Consider the following 16,891-nt stretch of genomic DNA (forward strand, 5'->3'; position numbering starts at 1 on the left):
CCCCTGCAAATCCCGGATCCCGCATTCCAAATCCCGACACTTGCCCCCTCGCGGTCGCGTCAGGCTAGAATTGACGGCCATGTAAACGTTTTCTCAAGGATCTCATGGCTGCTGATCGTATCGAAACCCTGATTGCCCAGATGACCGTCGAAGAGAAGGTCGGACAGTTGGGTGTGTTCGCCGACATGGTGCGGCCGTTCGCACCGGACGTGAATCCCGAAGCCAACGTGCTCAACGCCGACGAGGTGCTGCAGCAGGTGCGCGCGGGTCGGGTCGGCTCGCTGTTCAACGGCGTCGGCGCTGCGCTGGGCGCACAGATCCAGAAGGTGGCGGTGGAAGAAAGCCGCCTGGGCATCCCGGTGATCCTGGCGGCGGATGTGATCCACGGCATGCGCACGGTGTTCCCGATTCCGCTGGGCGAAGCGGCCAGCTTCGAACCCGAACTGGCCGAGCGCACCGCGCGCGCCACCGCGATCGAAGCGACCGCCGCCGGCCTGCACTGGACCTACGCACCGGCCGTGGACATCGCGCGCGACCAGCGCTGGGGCCGTGGCGCCGAAGGCGCCGGCGAAGACGTGGTGCTGGGCGCGGCGTTTGCCGCCGCCCGCGTGCGCGGCTTCCAGGGCAGCGATCTGAAGGCCGACGACTGCCTGCTGGCCACGCCCAAGCACTTCGCCGCCTACGGTGCGGTGGCGGCGGGCATGGAATACAACACCGTGGACATCGCGCCGCAGACCCTGCGCGATGTGCACCTGCCGCCGTTCAAGGCCGCCTTCGATGCCGGCGCATTGACCGTGATGTCCTCGTTCAACGACATCAACGGCGTGCCGGCCAGCGCCAACCACGAATTGCTGACCGAGATCCTGCGCGGTGAATGGCAGTTCCCCGGCGTGGTGATTTCCGATTACACCGCCGACATGGAACTGATTGCGCACGGCTATGCGGCCGATGAGCGCGATGCGACCAAGAAGGCGTTCCTGGCCGGCCTGGATCTGAGCATGCAGAGCGGTTTCTATGCCGCGCACCTGCCGTCGCTGGTGGAAAGTGGCGAGGTGCCGATGGCCACGCTGGATGCCAGCGTCCGCCGCATGCTGCAGCTGAAGGAAGCGATCGGGCTGTTCGACAACCCGTACCGTTCGCTGGATCCGGCGCGCGAAGCCGATACCACGCATCTGCCCGCGCACGATGCGCTGTCGCGCGATGCGGCGCGGCGTTCGATCGTGTTGCTGAAGAACGACGGCGACCTGTTGCCGCTGAAGAAAAGCGGCCAGCGCATCGCGCTGATCGGGCCGTTCGTGCAGGACCGCGAGAACATCGAGGGTTGCTGGACGCTGTTCGGCGACAAGGACCGCTATGTGACCCTGGAGCAGGGCGTGCGTGCGGTGGTTGGCAGCGAGCATTTGACGGTGGTGCCGGGCTGCGGCCTGGAAGAGGCGCTGCCGGGCGGTATTTCCGCCGCCATCGATGCGGCGCAGGCCGCCGACGTGGTGGTGCTGGCGCTGGGCGAGCCGCAGCGGTTCAGTGGCGAGGCGCAGTCGCGCACCGAGATCGTGTTGCCGCCGGCGCAGCAGGCATTGGCCGAAGCCATTGCCGCCACCGGCACGCCGATGGTGGTGTTGCTGCGCAATGGCCGCGCGCTGGCCCTGAGCGGTGCAGTGCGCGATGCCGATGCGATTGCAGTGACCTGGTACCTGGGCACACAGACCGGTACCGGCGTGGCCGATGTGTTGTTCGGCGACTACAACCCGTCCGCGCGTCTGCCGATCAGCTTTCCGCAGGTGACCGGGCAACAGCCGTATTTCTACAACCATCTGCGCACCGGTCGCCCGGAACTGCCGACGCTGTCCGAGTACAAGGCGCGCTGGCGCGAGATGCCCAACGAGCCGTTGTATCCGTTCGGCCATGGCCTGAGCTACACCACCTTTGCCTATGCGCAGCCGCAGTTGAGCAGCGCGCAGCTTGGCTGGGACCAGAAGCTGACCATCACCACGCGCGTCACCAACACCGGCCGCGTGGCCGGCGAGGAAGTGGTGCAGCTGTATGTGCACGATCGGGTGGCCAGCCGCGTGCGCCCGGTGCGCGAACTCAAGGGCTTCCGCAAGGTGCTGTTGCAGCCCGGCGAAAGCGCGGACGTGACCTTCACCCTGGCGCGCGACGCGCTGGCCTTCACCAATCACAGGAACGTGTTTGGTGCCGAGCCGGGGGTGTTCGATGTATGGGTGTGCGCATCGGCCAAGAGTGGCGAGGCAGTGACGTTCGAGTTGCTGGACGCCTGAGCACACCCGGGCGTGGTGCGCGCGCTTGCGTAGTCAGGCAGCGCGTGCGGCTATTGCACCAGATAAACGATGACGGATGTGGCCGAAGGGCGCACCGTCATCGGGTCACAGGTGACGCAGGCGCGTGACTGATCGGTGTTGCCACGGGTGCGTGGATTCTGCGTATGCCGCGACATGCACCGCACCGGACCGAACGTGGCTTGGCCGCGAAAATCGTGGCCACCGCCAGCACGCGGTTGACGTGTGGCGGTGGCACGATCCCCTGGACGCATTTCCGCGCAATTACGCGTCGTTCTCGACCGCCGCCTTGCTCTTGGGCGTCAGCTTGAGCAGGCGCCCGGTGCTGCCGCTGGCTTCGTCTTCCAGCAACCACAGCGCGCCGTCCGGACCCTGTTCCACTTCACGAATGCGCGCGCCCATGTCGTAGCGGGCCAGCTCACGCGGCTGATCGCCAAGGGACACCTGCACCAGCGCCATCGACGACAAGCCGCCGATGAAGCCGTTGCCGCGCCATGCAGGGAACTGCTTGCCGCTGTAGATCACAAAGCCGGCCGGCGAGATCACCGGAGTCCAGCTGATCTTGGGCGCGGCAAATTCCGGGCGGGTATTGTGGTCCGGGATCGGGGTGCCGTCGTAGTTGTCTCCGTTGGAGACGACCGGGTAACCGTAGTTGGCGCCGCGCTGGATCAGGTTCAGCTCATCGCCGCCAAGCGGACCCATTTCGTGTTCCCACAGGCGCCCCTTGCCGTCGAAGGCCAGGCCGAGAATATTGCGGTGACCCAGCGACCACACCTGCGCGGCAACGCCGCCCTGTGCAGCGAACGGGTTGTCGGCCGGCACGCTGCCGTCATCATTGAGACGGATCAGCTTGCCGAGATTGGCTTGCATGTCCTGGGCCGGGGTGAACTTCTGGCGCTCGCTGGAGCTGATCCACAGCTTGCCATCCGGGCCGAAGGCCAGCCGATGCCCGAAGTGACCGTTGCCGGTGACCTTGGGATCCTGGCGCCAGATCACCTTCAAATCCGACAGCGTGCCGCCGCCGGTGCCATCCAGCGTGAGCTTGGCCCTTGCCACCGCAGCGCCGCGCGTATCGCCCTGCCCGGGTTCGGCGTAGCTGACATAGACCAAGCCATTCTTGGCAAAGCGCGGATGCGCCAGTACATCGCCGAAGCCGCCCTGGCCGCCGTAGGCCACCGCCGGAATGCCGGTAATGGCGCTCTTGCGTTTGGTCTTGAGGTCAAGCCGCATCAACGCACCGCGTTTTTCGCTGACCAGCAGGCTGCCGTCCGGCAGGAAGGTCATCGCCCAGGGCTCGTCAAAATCGGCAACGGTGGTGGCCTGGAACGGCCACTGCGCCTTGGGGATGGCGGCAGCCGGCGCGACGGCAGGCGCAGCACATGCAGCAGTGGTGGTAAACAAGCTGGCCGAGCAGGCCAGGGCAAGCAGACGTCGGACAGACATGAGGTCCTCCAGGGGATGGGCGCAGTGACGTTGCAGCCCTCCCGCAACGTGTCCTGCGTTGGGTTTTCAACACCTTACACGACGCCGTCGGGGCCGCCCTTGTCGTAGATCACTCTCTGCGGAACACGCTTATCCCGAATCGTTGTTTCACCATGAAGCGAGTTTCGGTGGCTGCATCGCACTAGGGCAGCCCGTCCGGTGCGATCGCGTGCGAAAGGACAGGCCCGATGCGGTGGGACCGACGATGCATCGCACCGTACCGCCAGTATTGGAAAGGCATCCGTCGCCACTGCTGCGCGAGCTGGTGATACAACAACGCCACCTCGACGGTGGCGTTGTTGTGTTCAGGGTTTGGACTTGTTGTCGCCGGCGACGAAGTCTGCCGCATTTTCCCAGGCGCGCTTGACTGCGTGACGCGCCTTGCTCCAACTCAGGCCATTGGTGCCGCGGTTGGCTTCCCAGTCGCGGTGCAACTCGGCTTCCACCTGGTCATAGGCGCGCGCGTTTTCGCGGATACGCGCCTCGTGTCCGGCAAGGTAGGCGCCCTCGTAATCCTCGTAGCGGTCCCCCTCGGTGTAATACGATTCTTCGGTGAAGCGTTCGCGCCAATAGTTGGATACGTTCTGGCTGCGGTCTTCGTCCGGCGCACGGCCTGGAATCTGATACGGCACGTTCATGCTCGTCTCCGTGGTGAATGTGCGCTCTAACCTAGGCGGGCGGGTGTTAAATCCGTTGCCATGGCGGGTGAGGAGGGCATCAAGACATGTCGGCGTCTGACAACCGCTTGCCGGCCGCACTGTGTGGCATGCCGCGTCGTCGATGCCGGACGCGACGCATGCGAGGCTGCCAGTGCGTGCGCACGCATCACGTCGCAGCCGATGCGGCCTCATATGGCAGCGGCGTGGCGCCGGCGGCATTCAGGCTGGCCTCTGCGTGCTGCAGCGATGGCTCGTCGGCATCGATGATCACCAGCACGCGCCCTGCCTGGATTTCGTCCTCGAATTGACGGCGTACCGGGTCGGGCACGGTGGCGCCGATCAACGCAGATGACCAGGTGCCGACCAGAGCCCCTGCCAGCGCCATGACGCCTGCCCCGGCAATGGTGAGCCCGATCGGAGGCACGGCGATCGCGACCAGCCCGGCCACCAGACCCGCAGCGCCGCCGGTCGCGGCGCCGCGCGCTGCGGCGGGGAGAAAATCCGTCTTGGCATCCTTGCGCTCGTCGGGAATGCCTTCGAGTTCGATATCCGAACGGGCAATCAACGACAGCGCATCGTTGTCGATGCCGGCGCTGCGTGCGGCCTGCATGACGCGTTGCGCACTCTCGATATCGGGTGTGCTGTAGACACGGCGCAGTTTCATCGCAAGCTCCCATGCAGGTCAGGGCTGCAGCGTTGGACGCGCGCGGTTAGTCGTATGTGAGCGTTGCGCGAGCGTCCTGCGAAAGTGGCTATGCAGCCTTGCGCGGGAATAGGTAGATCGCCCAGCCCACCAGCAGCGCCACACCGGCGGCCGCCAGATTCTGCCAGCTGGCGCTGGCGAGCAGGCCCAGCGACAGCAGCAGCGCTGCGATGGGAATGGCCGGCCCGCCGGGCAGGCGCAAGGTGTCGGTGCGTTGCCGGTAGCGACGCGCCAGCACGATCACTGCGGCGGCCGTGCCGATATAGGCAAACAGCCGGGTGACCATCGACAGCAATGCCAGCTGCGTGAACGAGCCCGACACCGCCAGCGCCAGCGACAGCACGCCCTGGGTCAGCACCGCCGCTGCCGGGGTGTGGAAGCGTGGATGCACACGTGCCAGAAATGCCGGGCCGTAGCCATCTTGCGCCAGCGCAAACAGAAAACGCGGCCCGAGCATGACCGTGTTGCTGGTGGTGCCGAGGATGGAAATGGTGGCACCGACAGTGAGGATCAGTGCCAGCGCTTCGCCGCCGAAACGGCTTGCGGCATCGGCCAAGGGCGTGGGCGAGGCGGCGAGATTGGGCAGCGTGCCTTGTGCCACGACCTGGACCGCCGCATAGATCAAGGTGACGGTGACGATCATGGTGATCAACGCAAATGGCACGTCGCGACGCGGGTTGCGGTACTCGCCAGCGGCCGCAGGGATGTTTTCGAAGCCGGCATAGGCGAACAGCAGCAGCAAGGCCGCTTCGCCGAGATTGCCCAGATCGCGCAGGTCCGGTGTGGTGCCGGCAAAGGCCCACGACCAGTCCACGTAGAACACGCCGATTGCCACGAACAGCAGCAACGGCACCAGCTTGCCGATCACCAGCGCAATGCCGGTACGCGCAGCCGATTTCACCCCGATCACGTTGATGGCGGTGAGCACACCCAAAGAACCGACGACCACCAGCAGGCGCGCCCAGTGATCGGTTGCCACGGTCGGCCAGAACCGCGCGACCGCGTCGGCCAGGCCGTTGCTCAATGCCGCTGCCGAACTGATGCGGGTGAGCCAGATCATCCAGCCGATCTGAAAGCCGACAAACGGGCCGAACGCCTCACGCGTGTACAGATAACTGCCGCCCGGGGTGTCGAAATAGCTCGCTGCCTGCGCGTAGCACAACACCAGCAGTGCCACTGCCAGACCGGCCAGCAGCACTGCCCACAGGCTCATCGGCCCCAGCAGCGCAGCGGTGGCCGCCGGCAGCAGGTAGATGCCGCTGCCGATGACATCGTTGATGGACAAGCCGACGATCTGCCAGCGGCTGACCACGCGGACCAGGCCAGTGGGGTCGGGTGCGGGAGCCGCGCTGCTCATCGGCCCACCTCCTTCAACTCGGGCAACTGCCACTGGGCCTGCAGGCGTGCGTATTCGGCACGCGGCAACAGCACGAACAGTGGTGTGTCGTCGGGCTTCAACCAGGCCAGCAGGCGTTGCATATCGGCTGGCGCCATCGCAGTGCAGCCGGCGGTGAACTGGCCCGGCGTGCGCCATAGATGCGCGAAGATGCAGCTGCCGTGCCCGGGCACCGCATCGGGATTGTGCGCGATCACAAAGCCCTCGCTGTAGCGCGCATCGCCGGGATGTTGCAGGTCCAGGCGCATCGGTTCGCTCGACCCGGCCACTGCGGCCTCCCCGACCTGCGCGGCGTCGACGATACGGTTGTACAGCGGCGAGCTCGGCACATCCATGCAGTAGTGGGTGGCGCTCATCGCCTGGTACGGCATGGCGCTGTCGATCTGTTGGGCGTAACCGAAGGCCGGGCCGATCGCGAACACACCGGCCGGGCTGCGGCCGTCGCCTTCGCGCTTCTGCGGGCCTTGCGTCTGCTTTGGATGCAGGCCATCGCCCCAGGCGCTGCCGTGGCGCCCGAGCGCGACCGTAAAGCCCGGTGCGGCTGGTTGCCAGTGACCGTCCACACGGGCGAATGTCTGCAGGCGTGCCTGGGTGCTGTCCCAATCCGGCGTGGTCACCACGACCAGTGCGCGCGCCTGATTCAAGGCGTCGATTGGGCCGGCAGCGACGGCAAGGCTGCTGCAGCTTGCCAGCGCCAGCAGCGCAACGGATCGAAACACGGTGGCAAGGCGCATGCAGGCTCCGGGGGAATGGGTCTGGCAGGGTGAGCTACGTTGAGTCGATCGGCTGTTGGCGGCGACAGTGCGGTGCCTCGACACTGCATTGCTGACCAACACCTTATCGCTACTGTACCCAGCAACGCAGCTGTGTAGTGCATGCGTGCGCGATGTTCGTGTGCGTGCTTGGCGGGCCTTGGAGCGGCTGAGACCATTCGAGAGTGCGGGTATGCACGGTTTCAGTAGGGCAACCGACGAACTCTCTGGTGCGGTGCCCTCGCCGTTTGCGGGACCGTGTGGCGACATGGATGTCGCCACCGAGCCTCCACGGACGGATTCACGGCGTGTCGAGCGGGCGGCGAAGGCGCCGCGCGCTCGACAGACCGACCGACGCGGCTTGGAAATTTCCAATGGCGCGTTAGCCCGGCAATAGCTCCAGCCCGCGGATGCGGCGGATGCCCAGGCCTGGCGAGTCGTCGATATGGATCCGGGCATCGTCGAAATGCACGCCGCCCTCGGTGGGATCGAACTGCCCGAGTGCAGGCGCATCCAGATCCGCCAGGGTGATGCTGTCGGCCTTGGCCACGGCCAGATGCACTGCCGCGGCCACGCTGATGCTGGATTCGATCATGCAGCCGATCATGCACGGCACGCCGTACACGGCCGCGATATCGGCAATGCGGATCGCATTGGATAGCCCGCCGGTCTTCATCAGCTTGATGTTGACGATATCGGCGGCGCGGCGCTGGATGAGGTCGATCACCTGGACCGGCGAGAACACGCTTTCGTCGGCCATCACCGGCGTGTCGATCCGTGCGCTGACAAACGCCAGCCCGTCGATGTCCGCGGCCCTGACCGGCTGTTCCACCAGTTCCATCACGATGCCGGCGTGTTCCAGCGTGCGCATGGTGCGCACCGCCTGTTTGGGCGTCCAGCCCTGGTTGGCATCCAGGCGCAGCGATGCGCGACCAGCGACAGCGGCATGCATCGCCATGATCCGTTCGACGTCCGAGTCGCTGTCCTTGCCGACCTTGATCTTCAGCGACCGATAGCCGCGTGCGAGCGCCGAGTGCGCCTGCGCCACCATCACCTCGATGGTATCGACGCTGATGGTGATGTCGGTGGTGATGCGCGGCGTGCCGCCGCCAAGCGCCTGGTAGAGCGGGGTGCCGAAGCCCTGCGCCCACAGGTCGTAGAGCGCGATCTCCACCGCCGCCTTGGCGCTGGTGTTGCGCTCCAGCGCGTGTTGCACCAGCACGCATAGCCGGTTGAGATCGGCCACGTCCTGGCCGATCAACGCCGGGCCGATGCAATGGCTGATGGCGGCGATGATAGCGCCGTGCGTATCGCCGGTGATCGGCGCGGTGGCCGGCGCGGCGCCATAACCGATATGGCCGCTATCGGTCTGCAGCAGCACCACCACGTCCTCGATCGCCTGCACGGTGCGGACCGCTGTCTTGAACGGGGTCTTCAATGGCACGCGCAGCATGCCGAGGCGAAAGCCGGTGATCTTCATGGGGAGCCAATCGGTGCGATGCGTTGGATGCGGGTGATGTGATCGACGAACGGCGTGCCGTCGCTGGCGAGCAAGGGCAGCAGCGGCGTCACCGACACGCCGTTCAAGCGCGCGCGCTGCACGCTGCCGGCCGTGTCGCGGTAATGGGCACCGGCCACATCATGGATCACCCATGGTGCGCCGTGCTCGTGTCCGATCACCAGCATCACATGACCGGGGATATAGATCAGATCGCCGACCTGCAGCCGTGCAAGTTGCTGCAGGCGCTGCGGCAGTGGCGCCTGCGTCTGGAACGGAACGCCGAGCAGTGCCGGACTGCGTGCCTGGTCGCCGGTATTGCGTGGCAATGCGATGCCCAGGCTGCGATACACGTCCAGCACGAACCCACTGCAGTCGCGCGCATCGTAGTCGTTGCCCCAGCCATAGCGTTCGCCGAGGAACTTGAACGCCTGCTGCAGCAATGCCGCAGGCGTGGCCGGCAGCGGGCCAAGGCGCACGTCGGCGCCGCGCGGAATCAGTGCCGGCACCAGCTGCAAACGCCCGTCGCTGCCGCGCAGCGGCAACTGCACGACGTAGGCAGCCTGCGGCAGCTGCCCGTTGACCGGCTGTTGCGGCGGCCAGTCGCCGAGCAGCGGCACGCTGGTGCCCATGTCCAGCGTCAGTGCGGAAACGGCCGGCACGTCCGGGGTGTAGACGCTCTGCACGCGTGCGCCGGTGACCACCAGCTGCGGGGGGCGGCGTGCGTAGTCCAGCACCTCGCGACGCGTGCCCAGGGCAATCCGGTCGGCAGCAATCCAGGCCGCATAGTTGGCCGCCAGCACGAAGTGCCATGCACCATCGGCGCTGGTATGCAGCACCGCCACCGGCGTGCCGGGGTAGAGCGCCGATTCCTGGAAGCGGTCGATATCGTGGTCGTCGGTGGTGCTGAACACGCGCTGCGCGGTGGGGAAGGTGCGCAGTGCCGCGCGCTGCACCACCAGTGCGAACCGTGGCGTGACCTGTGCGGGCAGTGCCTCCAGTGCCAGGGCCTGGCGCAGCGTCGCAAGGCGCAAGGCATCGATGCTGCGCCCATTGCTGTCGTAGAGCGCACGCGTCGGTGTGGCCGACCGTGCTTCGATGCGCGCGCGCACCTCGGCCGCGGGTAGCACCTCGGCCAGCTGCGACAGGTCGTGCATGGAGCCATCGTCACGCAGCAAGCGTGCATTGAGGCTGGCAATCTGCGCGGCCGTCATGCGCAGCGTTTGCGCGTTGCGACTGCGCTGGATCCAGTAGTCGGCCGCCAACTGCGCATCGCTGGCCGCAAATGGCGCGGTGTGCGGCGTTGGAGTGGCAGGGTTTGCCGCAGCGGCACCGCAGGGCAGGCCGATGACCAGCAGCAACAACGTCAGCAGGCAGCGCGACAATGGCATGAAGAAGACTCTTGAGGGGTGCAGCGACTGGCAAGGCTTTTTACAGGGAATCACGACCGAAGGCGCGCGGACCTGCGCCGACCACGCCGGCTTGTAGTGTACGCATGCGCAAGTATCCCCGGTGCGTGTCGCATGGCGCAGCGGTGCCGTAAGGTCTGTCGGTCTCTGCGCACGTGCAGTCTGCCTGCCACCGGCCGCAGCCGCGTGCTGCACGCCATCGCCCCGCACAGCAGATAATGGGTGCATCGCATGCGCGGCCCATCAGGGCGCAGGCACAGCGCAGGCCTTTGTCGTTTCGCCAGGAGAATCCGATGTCATCTGCTTCCACGCCATCGCCATCGTCGTGGCTACGCGCCACGCTGTGTCTGGTGGTGCTGTCATTGGGCGCGTGTGCGCATGCGCCGCAGCGCAACCCGCTGGCCCGGTGGGTGCCTTCGCCCAATTACGACGCACGGCGGCTGATCCTAATCGTGCTGCACTTCACCGACCAGCAGTCGGTGCCGCAGAGCCTGGGCACGCTGCGCGGGCGCAATAGCGGCGGTCGGGTCAGTGCCCACTATCTGATTGGCGAAGATGGCACACGCTATCAACTGGTCAGCGACGACCAGCGTGCCTGGCACGGCGGTGCCGGGCGCTGGGGCACCATCACCGACATCAACTCCGCCTCGATCGGCATCGAGCTGGACAACGACGGCAGCGAGCCGTTCGCGCCCGCCCAGATCGACAGCCTGCTGGTGCTGCTGGACGACCTGTGCACCCGCCTGCGCATCCCGCGCACCCAGATCGTCGGCCACGAAGACGTGGCGCCGACCCGCAAGAACGACCCCGGCCCGCTGTTTCCGTGGAAACGCCTGGCCGACGCCGGATTCGGCCGCTGGCCTGCCGCCGATGCCCCTGCCGCGCCGGCAGGTTTCGATCCCTGGCAGGCGCTCGCCTTGCTCGGCTACAGCCTCGACGATCCCGCCGCCACCCTGCAGGCGTTTCATCATCACTACCGCAGCAGCGACGCCCGCACGCTGGATGCCGAGGATGCGCGCATCCTGCATGCGTTGACCGGGCCAGCGCTGCGGCAATTGCAGCTTCCGTCGGTGCCCATCGAACCGGATGCGCCGTAGCAATCCAGCGTGATCATTTTCCGTTGCCCTTACGAGCGCTGCGTGTACTGGATCCCGACCCTATTCTTGGTAGCATTCGCTCGCCCAACTCTTGAAGGACGTCGTGTGATGAGGCTAGGAAAGACCGCCCTGTGGGCCGCCACGATCCTGATGGTCGGCGGCTGCACCAAGACACCCGACGCAACGCCCGGAGACGTGCAGACACCGCCCTCGCAGAGCGCTCCTGCTGCTGTGCCAGCGGCGGCGAGTCCTGCAACGGTAGACGCCGAGGTGCCGGCGCCCGGGCATGTGCTTGCCGATATCTATGGGATGAAGGGCGACGGATCTGAGTCGTACACCATCGACAACGGCGCCTTGGCCAGCTTCTGGTACGGCTACCGCTTCGACCTTGGCGGCAAGCAGTACTACACCGGCTTCGCCAACGCGGGCCCCGGCAAGTACGGCAAATCCGAGGAAGAGGACTCTCCGGACCCTGCCGTCGGCGTCAGCATCAGCCAGGCGACCTATGTGCTGGACGATGCCGGTGGCAAACCGGCATGGGTGCTGTTCCATGCGCAGCAATGGGCCGGCGATTTCGGCGGCAACGAGAAGGCCGACACGCTTGACCAGAAGCGCAAGCCGCAGCGCACCGAGACCAAGGATGGCCACCTGCTGCTGGCGCTGCCGACCACGCGCTTCGCCAATGGCGTCAGCAGCTTGGGTTTTGCGCTGTTTTCCTTCGATCCGAACAAGAACGACATGGGCGACTACAAGGGCTGGGTTTATCTGGGCACCGTGGCCACCGGCGAAGACAACAGCGCGGCCTGCGACGATGAGGGCAACATGAAGTGCGCGTCCAGCACCGGCACGCTGAGCTTCGAACCCGGCGGTGGGTCGATGCCGACTCTGCGTGTGGCCATGAGTGGCACCGCCATTGCCGGCCCCGGTAAGGTCCGCAGCCTCGGCGCCGCCGACGTGGTCACCTATACCTACGACGCCGCCAAGCACCAGTACACACCGCCGCTGGATCGCTGAGCCTTCTCGCGTGCCGATCTATTACGGCATACGGGATGCGGAATGGCCGGCAGGGCCGGCTGGTTTCGGGTGCGGGAACTGGATAAGATTCGCCCACGGGGCCTGATGATCAGGCGAGTCATTCGCGAGCGGCAATGGATGCTGCACTCGCCCGAAATGCCGGAGCGGATCGCCGGCTTGCGGTTTGCCATGCGCGAATCGCCATCACCGCCCCTGCCTTGGGGCCGGATCGCAATTCACCGTTTTCTGTCCGAAGCCGCGCCTGCGACAGCTGCGTCTCTGTGGGGCGGGCCATGTCCGTGATGCGTAGCAGGGCGGCTTTCCGGATAACGCGGCATGGTGTGTCGGGATTGCAGTTGTGTTTCCGGCTTCTTCAACATTTACAGGATGTTCTGCACATGTCCAACGACACTCAAGTAGCCGTCACGACCGTGGCACCACCCTATCCGGGCAGCGTGCTCTACCTGATTTATGGGATGGATGGGGACGGCGCGCTTTCGTACGAGATCGATAACGGCGCCGTTGCCAGTTTCTGGCATGGCCAGCATTTCGATCTGGGCGGCAAGCATTACTACACCGGTTTCGCCTATGCCACGCCCAACAAGTACGGCAACGACGAAGCCGAGACCGTTCCGGATCCGGGCGAAGGCGTGTCGATCAGCCAGGCCACGTTTCTGTTGACCGCGCCAGACAGCGAGCGGCCATGGATGCTGTTCCACGCGCAACAGTACGTGGGGCGTTTCGGCGGCTACGAGCGCGCCGACGCGGTCGACGAAACGCGCAAGCCGCTGCAGCACATTCTGGACAACGGGCATCTGCTGTTGGCACTGCCGACCTCCATCTTCGACAATGGCGTCACTAGTTTCGGTTTTGCGCTCTTTACCTTCGATCCGCACAAGAACGACCTGGGCGACTACCAAGGCTGGATCTACCGTGGGACGGTTGCGGCCGGCGAAGACAACGAGGTCAGCAGCGACGAGGAAGGCATCGTTCCGCACGTCTCCAGCATCGGCACATTGAGCTTTCAGCCGGTGCCCGGCGAGCGGATGCCGGCCGTGCAGGTGGCGTTGCAGGGCACCGTCATTTCCGGCCCTGGCCGGGCGCGCTTGCTCGATGCATCCGACGCGGTGGTCTACGTGCATGACCAGGCGAGTGGCCAGTATCTGCCGAGAGCAGTCTAGCGAACAGCAAGAACCCGCGACCTGCAACACCGAACAGTCTTGTTGACCGTACACTAATTAGCTCATGGACGAGCTCGGTTGACCTTGTCGGCGCCCAGCGCCGTATATCAACCTCAAGGAGTAACACGAGATGGCACGCGATTACACGAAGGCCGAGAACCTCGACATCATCGAGCGTGAGGCCAGGGAACGGCATATTCCGGTCGACGATTTCATGCGTTTCGCCTATATCGAAACCGGCGGCAGGTTCGACGAGCAGGCCAGCCGTGGCCCGAACAGCGCCAAGGGCCTGTTCCAGTTCACTCCGGGTACCGCTGCGGCCTACGGCATCAGCGGCCGCGAACTGGATGCGGTGGCCAATACCGATGCCGCGGCGCGTTTATATCAGGACAATGCGAGGTCGCTGACCCGCCAACACGACAAAGACAATCGTCCGTACCTGTCCGGCAAGCCGCAGCCCGACGGGCTGGATATGTACATGGCGCACCAGCAGGGTGCTGCTGGTTATCGGTCGATCCAGGAGGCGGTTGCCAACGGTAGCTTCGCACGCGGAGACACGCGCGCGAACATCATCAACAACGTGCCGCGCGAAAAGGATGCGGCGGGTGCCAAACAGTTCGAGGCTTACACCGGCAGCTCGTTGGCCGAGTTCAAGAAGCTGTCCGATCAGGACATGGCCAAGACCTTTCTGAAGTATTGGGACACCAAGTTCGACCATATCGCCATCCCGGAAAAGGGCATCAAGCCGGTTGCCGAGGGCCAGTCCCAACAGCCGGCTGCGCCGGCCCGCGTGCAGTCGCATCCGGCTGCAGCGGCCGGGCAGGACAATCAAGACGCAATCAAGCTCACCGCCGCGTATGAGATGGGCATCAAGTACGACGATGTGAAGTACGCGATCAATATCAAGGGCCACAGGCTCTCCCACCCCGGCGTGGACGGCAAGCACCTGGAGCAGGGCTACATCGACTGCTCCGGCTGGGTGTCTGAGTTGCAGAACGCCACGATGCGGGAGATCAATCAGAAGGCCGGTCGCGATGTCTTCGGCCGCCAGGACATGCTGGTGCAAGGAATGACTGGCTCCGGCGGCATTGTCAAGAAAGCGTTTGATAATTCCGGCGTGCTGCTACAAGGTCAGGACGTCTTCAAGCCCGGTGCGCTGAAGGAAGGCATGGTCATTGGGGTGGATGCCAGCCGGAATTCGGGGCATGACCACTGGAAGGGCATCGACCACATTCTGATGGTGGTGCGCGACCCGAAGAGTGGCGAGCTGCAGGTCAGCCAGTCCAGCGGCACAAAGGGCGTCAATACCATGCCGTTGGACAAGTACCTGGCCGACAACCAGAGCGCCAAGTTGTTTGTGTCCGATCCGTTCGCCAAGGCGCGCGACCTGCTGCAGGACAAGCAACAGACACAGTCACAGAATCAGGACCATCAAACGCGCACATCGTTGCGACCGGGCGAGCAAGGTGCGGATGTAAAGGCAATGCAGCAGGCCCTGATCGAACTTGGGATGAAGGACAACAGTGGCAAGTTGCTGTCCGGCACCGGCTATTACGGCGACAAGACCAAGGAAGTGGTGGCAAACCTGCAGCGCGAGAAGGGCCTGAATCCAACCGGTATTGCCGACAAGGCCACGCTCGAAGCGCTGGGCAAGCAACAGGGCCAGACTCGGAATGGCGGCGAGGCCAAGCTCCCCGCTTCTGCCGCTGTCGAAGCGCAACGTCCGGTAGATCCTTTGGTCAAGCAGGCAATGGACCATCTTCAGAAGCATGGGCCGAATGGCGGCTTCAATAGTCGCGACGAAATGCAGCGTGCCGCCGGCCAAATCGCATACGAAGCCAAGGTCAGTGGGATGTCGCGTATCGACGAGTTGGTGCCTAGCACCAATGGCAAGGGATTGATCGCGGTGGAGCGCAATCCCAACAACCCGCTCGATGTGAATCGTGCCTATGTGGACAAGCAGCAGGCCGCATTGGTGCCGCTGGAGCAGAGCCAGCAACAGCTCACAGCGGAGACGCAGCGGCAGAGTCAGGAGGATCAGCAGCGCACGCAGACCACCCACACGCAGTCGGGTCCTGCGCGCTAGGTACGTCTAGTCAGGTTGCGAGTCCGTGAGATAGCGATCGCCAGCCGGCATTGGACCGGGCTGGCGATCACGCAGGAGGTTGAATCTCGCGTGGACGTGCTGATGGCTGGTGCAGCAATCCTGTATGTCGGTCCCGAGCCGTTGTTCGTAAAGCAAGCCATACGCTCTGCTTGTTCGAGCGCTTCTTTGCAGGCACCTTGCCTGTCGTGGCTTATGCTTGGCGCATGACGCAAGCACGATCCCCCGTAGACCTCATATCGCACCACCTCGCATGCACCCTGCAGCGCATCAGATGGCGGGTACCCGCGCTGCTGCTCCTCTGCGCAGTCCCCAACGTGCAAGCGGCTCCCATCCTCTCGCCGGCAACGACCGCCGCACAAGCCGGTCTGGTCAATGTGCAGGACCTCGCGCCGGAAATCGTGGTGGACATGCGTTATGCGGGCAGCAACAACTTCACCGGGCGCGTGGTGCCGGGGTATCTGGCGCCCACCTGCTATTTGCTGCGTCCGGCCGCGCAGGCCCTGGCGCGGGTGGCGCGGTCGCTCAAGCCCCAGGGCTATCGACTGCAGGTGTTCGATTGCTACCGGCCGGTGCGGGCAGTGCAGGCATTCGTGGCCTGGGCTGCGGATCTGCAGGACCAGTCGACCAAGGCGCAGCACTACCCGCGCGTGGACAAACGCGCGCTGCTGGGGGACTACATCGCCGAGACCTCCGGGCATAGCCGCGGCGCAACGCTGGACCTGGGGCTGCTGGACTGCCGGCACGGCCCATGCCAGCCGGTGGAGATGGGCACCGAGTTCGATTTCTTCGATGCGCGTGCGCATACCGATGCGCGCGACATCAGCCCGGTACAGCGTGCCCACCGCCAGCAGTTGTTGCATGCGATGGCGGCGGAGGGATTTGCCAACTATCCGATGGAGTGGTGGCACTTCACGTTCCGCCCCGAGCCGATGCCGGAGACCGCGTTCGATGTGCCGGTCAACTGAATGACGCGCCGCAGGCGGTGACGCGGCACCGCACTATCCGTGTTGTCCATCACTCCAAGCCGCTGCAAGGAATTGCCATGTCCGACCCGGAACGCTTTGTCGATATCGCCTGCCCGTATTGCGGGGAGTGGATCACCCTGACGCTGGATCTGACCGGCGGCGACCAGCATTACATCGAAGATTGCCAGGTGTGCTGCAAGCCGATCTCGGTCAGCGTGCAATGGGACGAAGAAGGCGAAGCGCAGGTGCGTGCGCGCGGGCAGGACGATGCGTGAGCACGGCGTGTCGCGGGATCGGGCAGCTGGATCACCCGGCCCAGCCTCGTTCGCATCAC

General features: G+C 65.1%; 14 protein-coding genes. 7 read left to right on the plus strand and 7 right to left on the minus strand.

Translation table 11 applies throughout. From position 1 onward, the window contains the following. Window positions 1–104 precede the first annotated feature (104 nt). Complete coding sequence (locus EO170_RS19865) at window positions 105–2,276, plus strand: glycoside hydrolase family 3 N-terminal domain-containing protein (RefSeq protein ID WP_126947647.1); 2,172 nt, start codon at window positions 105–107, stop codon at window positions 2,274–2,276. A gap of 282 nt (window positions 2,277–2,558) precedes the next feature. Here EO170_RS19865 and EO170_RS19870 read toward each other — a convergent pair whose 3' ends face one another. From EO170_RS19870 to EO170_RS19900, 7 genes are all read right to left on the minus strand, one after another. After that, window positions 2,559–3,737 (minus strand): PQQ-dependent sugar dehydrogenase, encoded by a 1,179-nt coding sequence (locus tag EO170_RS19870; RefSeq protein WP_104584123.1) that lies wholly within the window; start codon window positions 3,735–3,737, stop codon window positions 2,559–2,561. Between the two features lie 344 nt (window positions 3,738–4,081). Next, window positions 4,082–4,414, minus strand: a complete 333-nt coding sequence (locus tag EO170_RS19875; RefSeq protein ID WP_115677782.1) for a hypothetical protein — start codon at window positions 4,412–4,414, stop codon at window positions 4,082–4,084. A gap of 187 nt (window positions 4,415–4,601) precedes the next feature. Continuing rightward, window positions 4,602–5,099, minus strand: coding sequence for a hypothetical protein (locus EO170_RS19880; protein WP_104584121.1), 498 nt, complete (start codon window positions 5,097–5,099; stop codon window positions 4,602–4,604). An 88-nt stretch (window positions 5,100–5,187) separates the two neighbouring features. Next, window positions 5,188–6,495: an APC family permease gene (locus tag EO170_RS19885; protein ID WP_126947650.1), complete on the minus strand. Its 1,308-nt coding sequence runs from the start codon at window positions 6,493–6,495 to the stop codon at window positions 5,188–5,190. Continuing rightward, window positions 6,492–7,268, minus strand: coding sequence for a L,D-transpeptidase family protein (locus EO170_RS19890; RefSeq protein ID WP_104650021.1), 777 nt, complete (start codon window positions 7,266–7,268; stop codon window positions 6,492–6,494). Before EO170_RS19890 ends, EO170_RS19885 begins: the two co-directional genes overlap by 4 nt. A gap of 400 nt (window positions 7,269–7,668) precedes the next feature. After that, window positions 7,669–8,766 carry a dipeptide epimerase gene (locus EO170_RS19895; protein ID WP_126947653.1) on the minus strand — a complete coding sequence of 366 codons (1,098 nt, stop codon included), beginning with the start codon at window positions 8,764–8,766 and terminating at the stop codon, window positions 7,669–7,671. Beyond that, entirely contained in the window at window positions 8,763–10,175 is a 1,413-nt protein-coding gene (locus EO170_RS19900; RefSeq protein ID WP_126947656.1) for an SH3 domain-containing protein, read from the minus strand. Before EO170_RS19900 ends, EO170_RS19895 begins: the two co-directional genes overlap by 4 nt. Window positions 10,176–10,486: 311 nt before the next feature. On the opposite strand from EO170_RS19900, the gene EO170_RS19905 reads away from it, so the two are divergent. The 6 genes from EO170_RS19905 to EO170_RS19930 all read left to right on the plus strand — a co-directional run bounded on the left by EO170_RS19905 (window position 10,487) and on the right by EO170_RS19930 (window position 16,832). Further along, complete coding sequence (locus EO170_RS19905; RefSeq protein WP_126947659.1) at window positions 10,487–11,290, plus strand: N-acetylmuramoyl-L-alanine amidase; 804 nt, start codon at window positions 10,487–10,489, stop codon at window positions 11,288–11,290. Between the two features lie 108 nt (window positions 11,291–11,398). After that, on the plus strand, window positions 11,399–12,304 hold the full coding sequence (locus EO170_RS19910; protein WP_104584116.1) for a hypothetical protein: 906 nt from the start codon (window positions 11,399–11,401) through the stop codon (window positions 12,302–12,304). Window positions 12,305–12,438: 134 nt separating this feature from the next. Beyond that, on the plus strand, window positions 12,439–13,485 hold the full coding sequence (locus EO170_RS19915) for a hypothetical protein (RefSeq protein ID WP_241239475.1): 1,047 nt from the start codon (window positions 12,439–12,441) through the stop codon (window positions 13,483–13,485). 130 nt (window positions 13,486–13,615) lie between these two features. Beyond that, on the plus strand, window positions 13,616–15,571 hold the full coding sequence (locus EO170_RS19920; protein WP_126947662.1) for an XVIPCD domain-containing protein: 1,956 nt from the start codon (window positions 13,616–13,618) through the stop codon (window positions 15,569–15,571). Between the two features lie 278 nt (window positions 15,572–15,849). Beyond that, a complete protein-coding gene (locus EO170_RS19925) occupies window positions 15,850–16,557 on the plus strand; it encodes a M15 family metallopeptidase (RefSeq protein ID WP_104584148.1) in 708 nt (235 codons plus the stop codon). 77 nt (window positions 16,558–16,634) lie between these two features. Next, window positions 16,635–16,832, plus strand: a complete 198-nt coding sequence (locus EO170_RS19930; RefSeq protein WP_104584113.1) for a CPXCG motif-containing cysteine-rich protein — start codon at window positions 16,635–16,637, stop codon at window positions 16,830–16,832. Window positions 16,833–16,891: the final 59 nt, after the last annotated feature.

Origin of the sequence: Xanthomonas sp. BRIP62409 (assembly GCF_003992965.1) — a bacterium.
GTDB lineage: Bacteria > Pseudomonadota > Gammaproteobacteria > Xanthomonadales > Xanthomonadaceae > Xanthomonas > Xanthomonas euroxanthea.

Excerpts from the sequence above, each read along its gene's own strand:
- EO170_RS19895 (WP_126947653.1), bottom strand. The coding sequence starts at position 8,766 with ATGAAGATCACCGGCTTTCGCCTCGGCATGCTGCGCGTGCCATTGAAG.
- EO170_RS19885 (WP_126947650.1), bottom strand. The coding sequence starts at position 6,495 with ATGAGCAGCGCGGCTCCCGCACCCGACCCCACTGGCCTGGTCCGCGTG.
- EO170_RS19865 (WP_126947647.1), top strand. The coding sequence starts at position 105 with ATGGCTGCTGATCGTATCGAAACCCTGATTGCCCAGATGACCGTCGAA.
- EO170_RS19880 (WP_104584121.1), bottom strand. The coding sequence starts at position 5,099 with ATGAAACTGCGCCGTGTCTACAGCACACCCGATATCGAGAGTGCGCAA.
- EO170_RS19905 (WP_126947659.1), top strand. The coding sequence starts at position 10,487 with ATGTCATCTGCTTCCACGCCATCGCCATCGTCGTGGCTACGCGCCACG.
- EO170_RS19870 (WP_104584123.1), bottom strand. The coding sequence starts at position 3,737 with ATGTCTGTCCGACGTCTGCTTGCCCTGGCCTGCTCGGCCAGCTTGTTT.
- EO170_RS19875 (WP_115677782.1), bottom strand. The coding sequence starts at position 4,414 with ATGAACGTGCCGTATCAGATTCCAGGCCGTGCGCCGGACGAAGACCGC.
- EO170_RS19890 (WP_104650021.1), bottom strand. The coding sequence starts at position 7,268 with ATGCGCCTTGCCACCGTGTTTCGATCCGTTGCGCTGCTGGCGCTGGCA.
- EO170_RS19910 (WP_104584116.1), top strand. The coding sequence starts at position 11,399 with ATGAGGCTAGGAAAGACCGCCCTGTGGGCCGCCACGATCCTGATGGTC.
- EO170_RS19900 (WP_126947656.1), bottom strand. The coding sequence starts at position 10,175 with ATGCCATTGTCGCGCTGCCTGCTGACGTTGTTGCTGCTGGTCATCGGC.
- EO170_RS19915 (WP_241239475.1), top strand. The coding sequence starts at position 12,439 with ATGGATGCTGCACTCGCCCGAAATGCCGGAGCGGATCGCCGGCTTGCG.
- EO170_RS19930 (WP_104584113.1), top strand. The coding sequence starts at position 16,635 with ATGTCCGACCCGGAACGCTTTGTCGATATCGCCTGCCCGTATTGCGGG.
- EO170_RS19920 (WP_126947662.1), top strand. The coding sequence starts at position 13,616 with ATGGCACGCGATTACACGAAGGCCGAGAACCTCGACATCATCGAGCGT.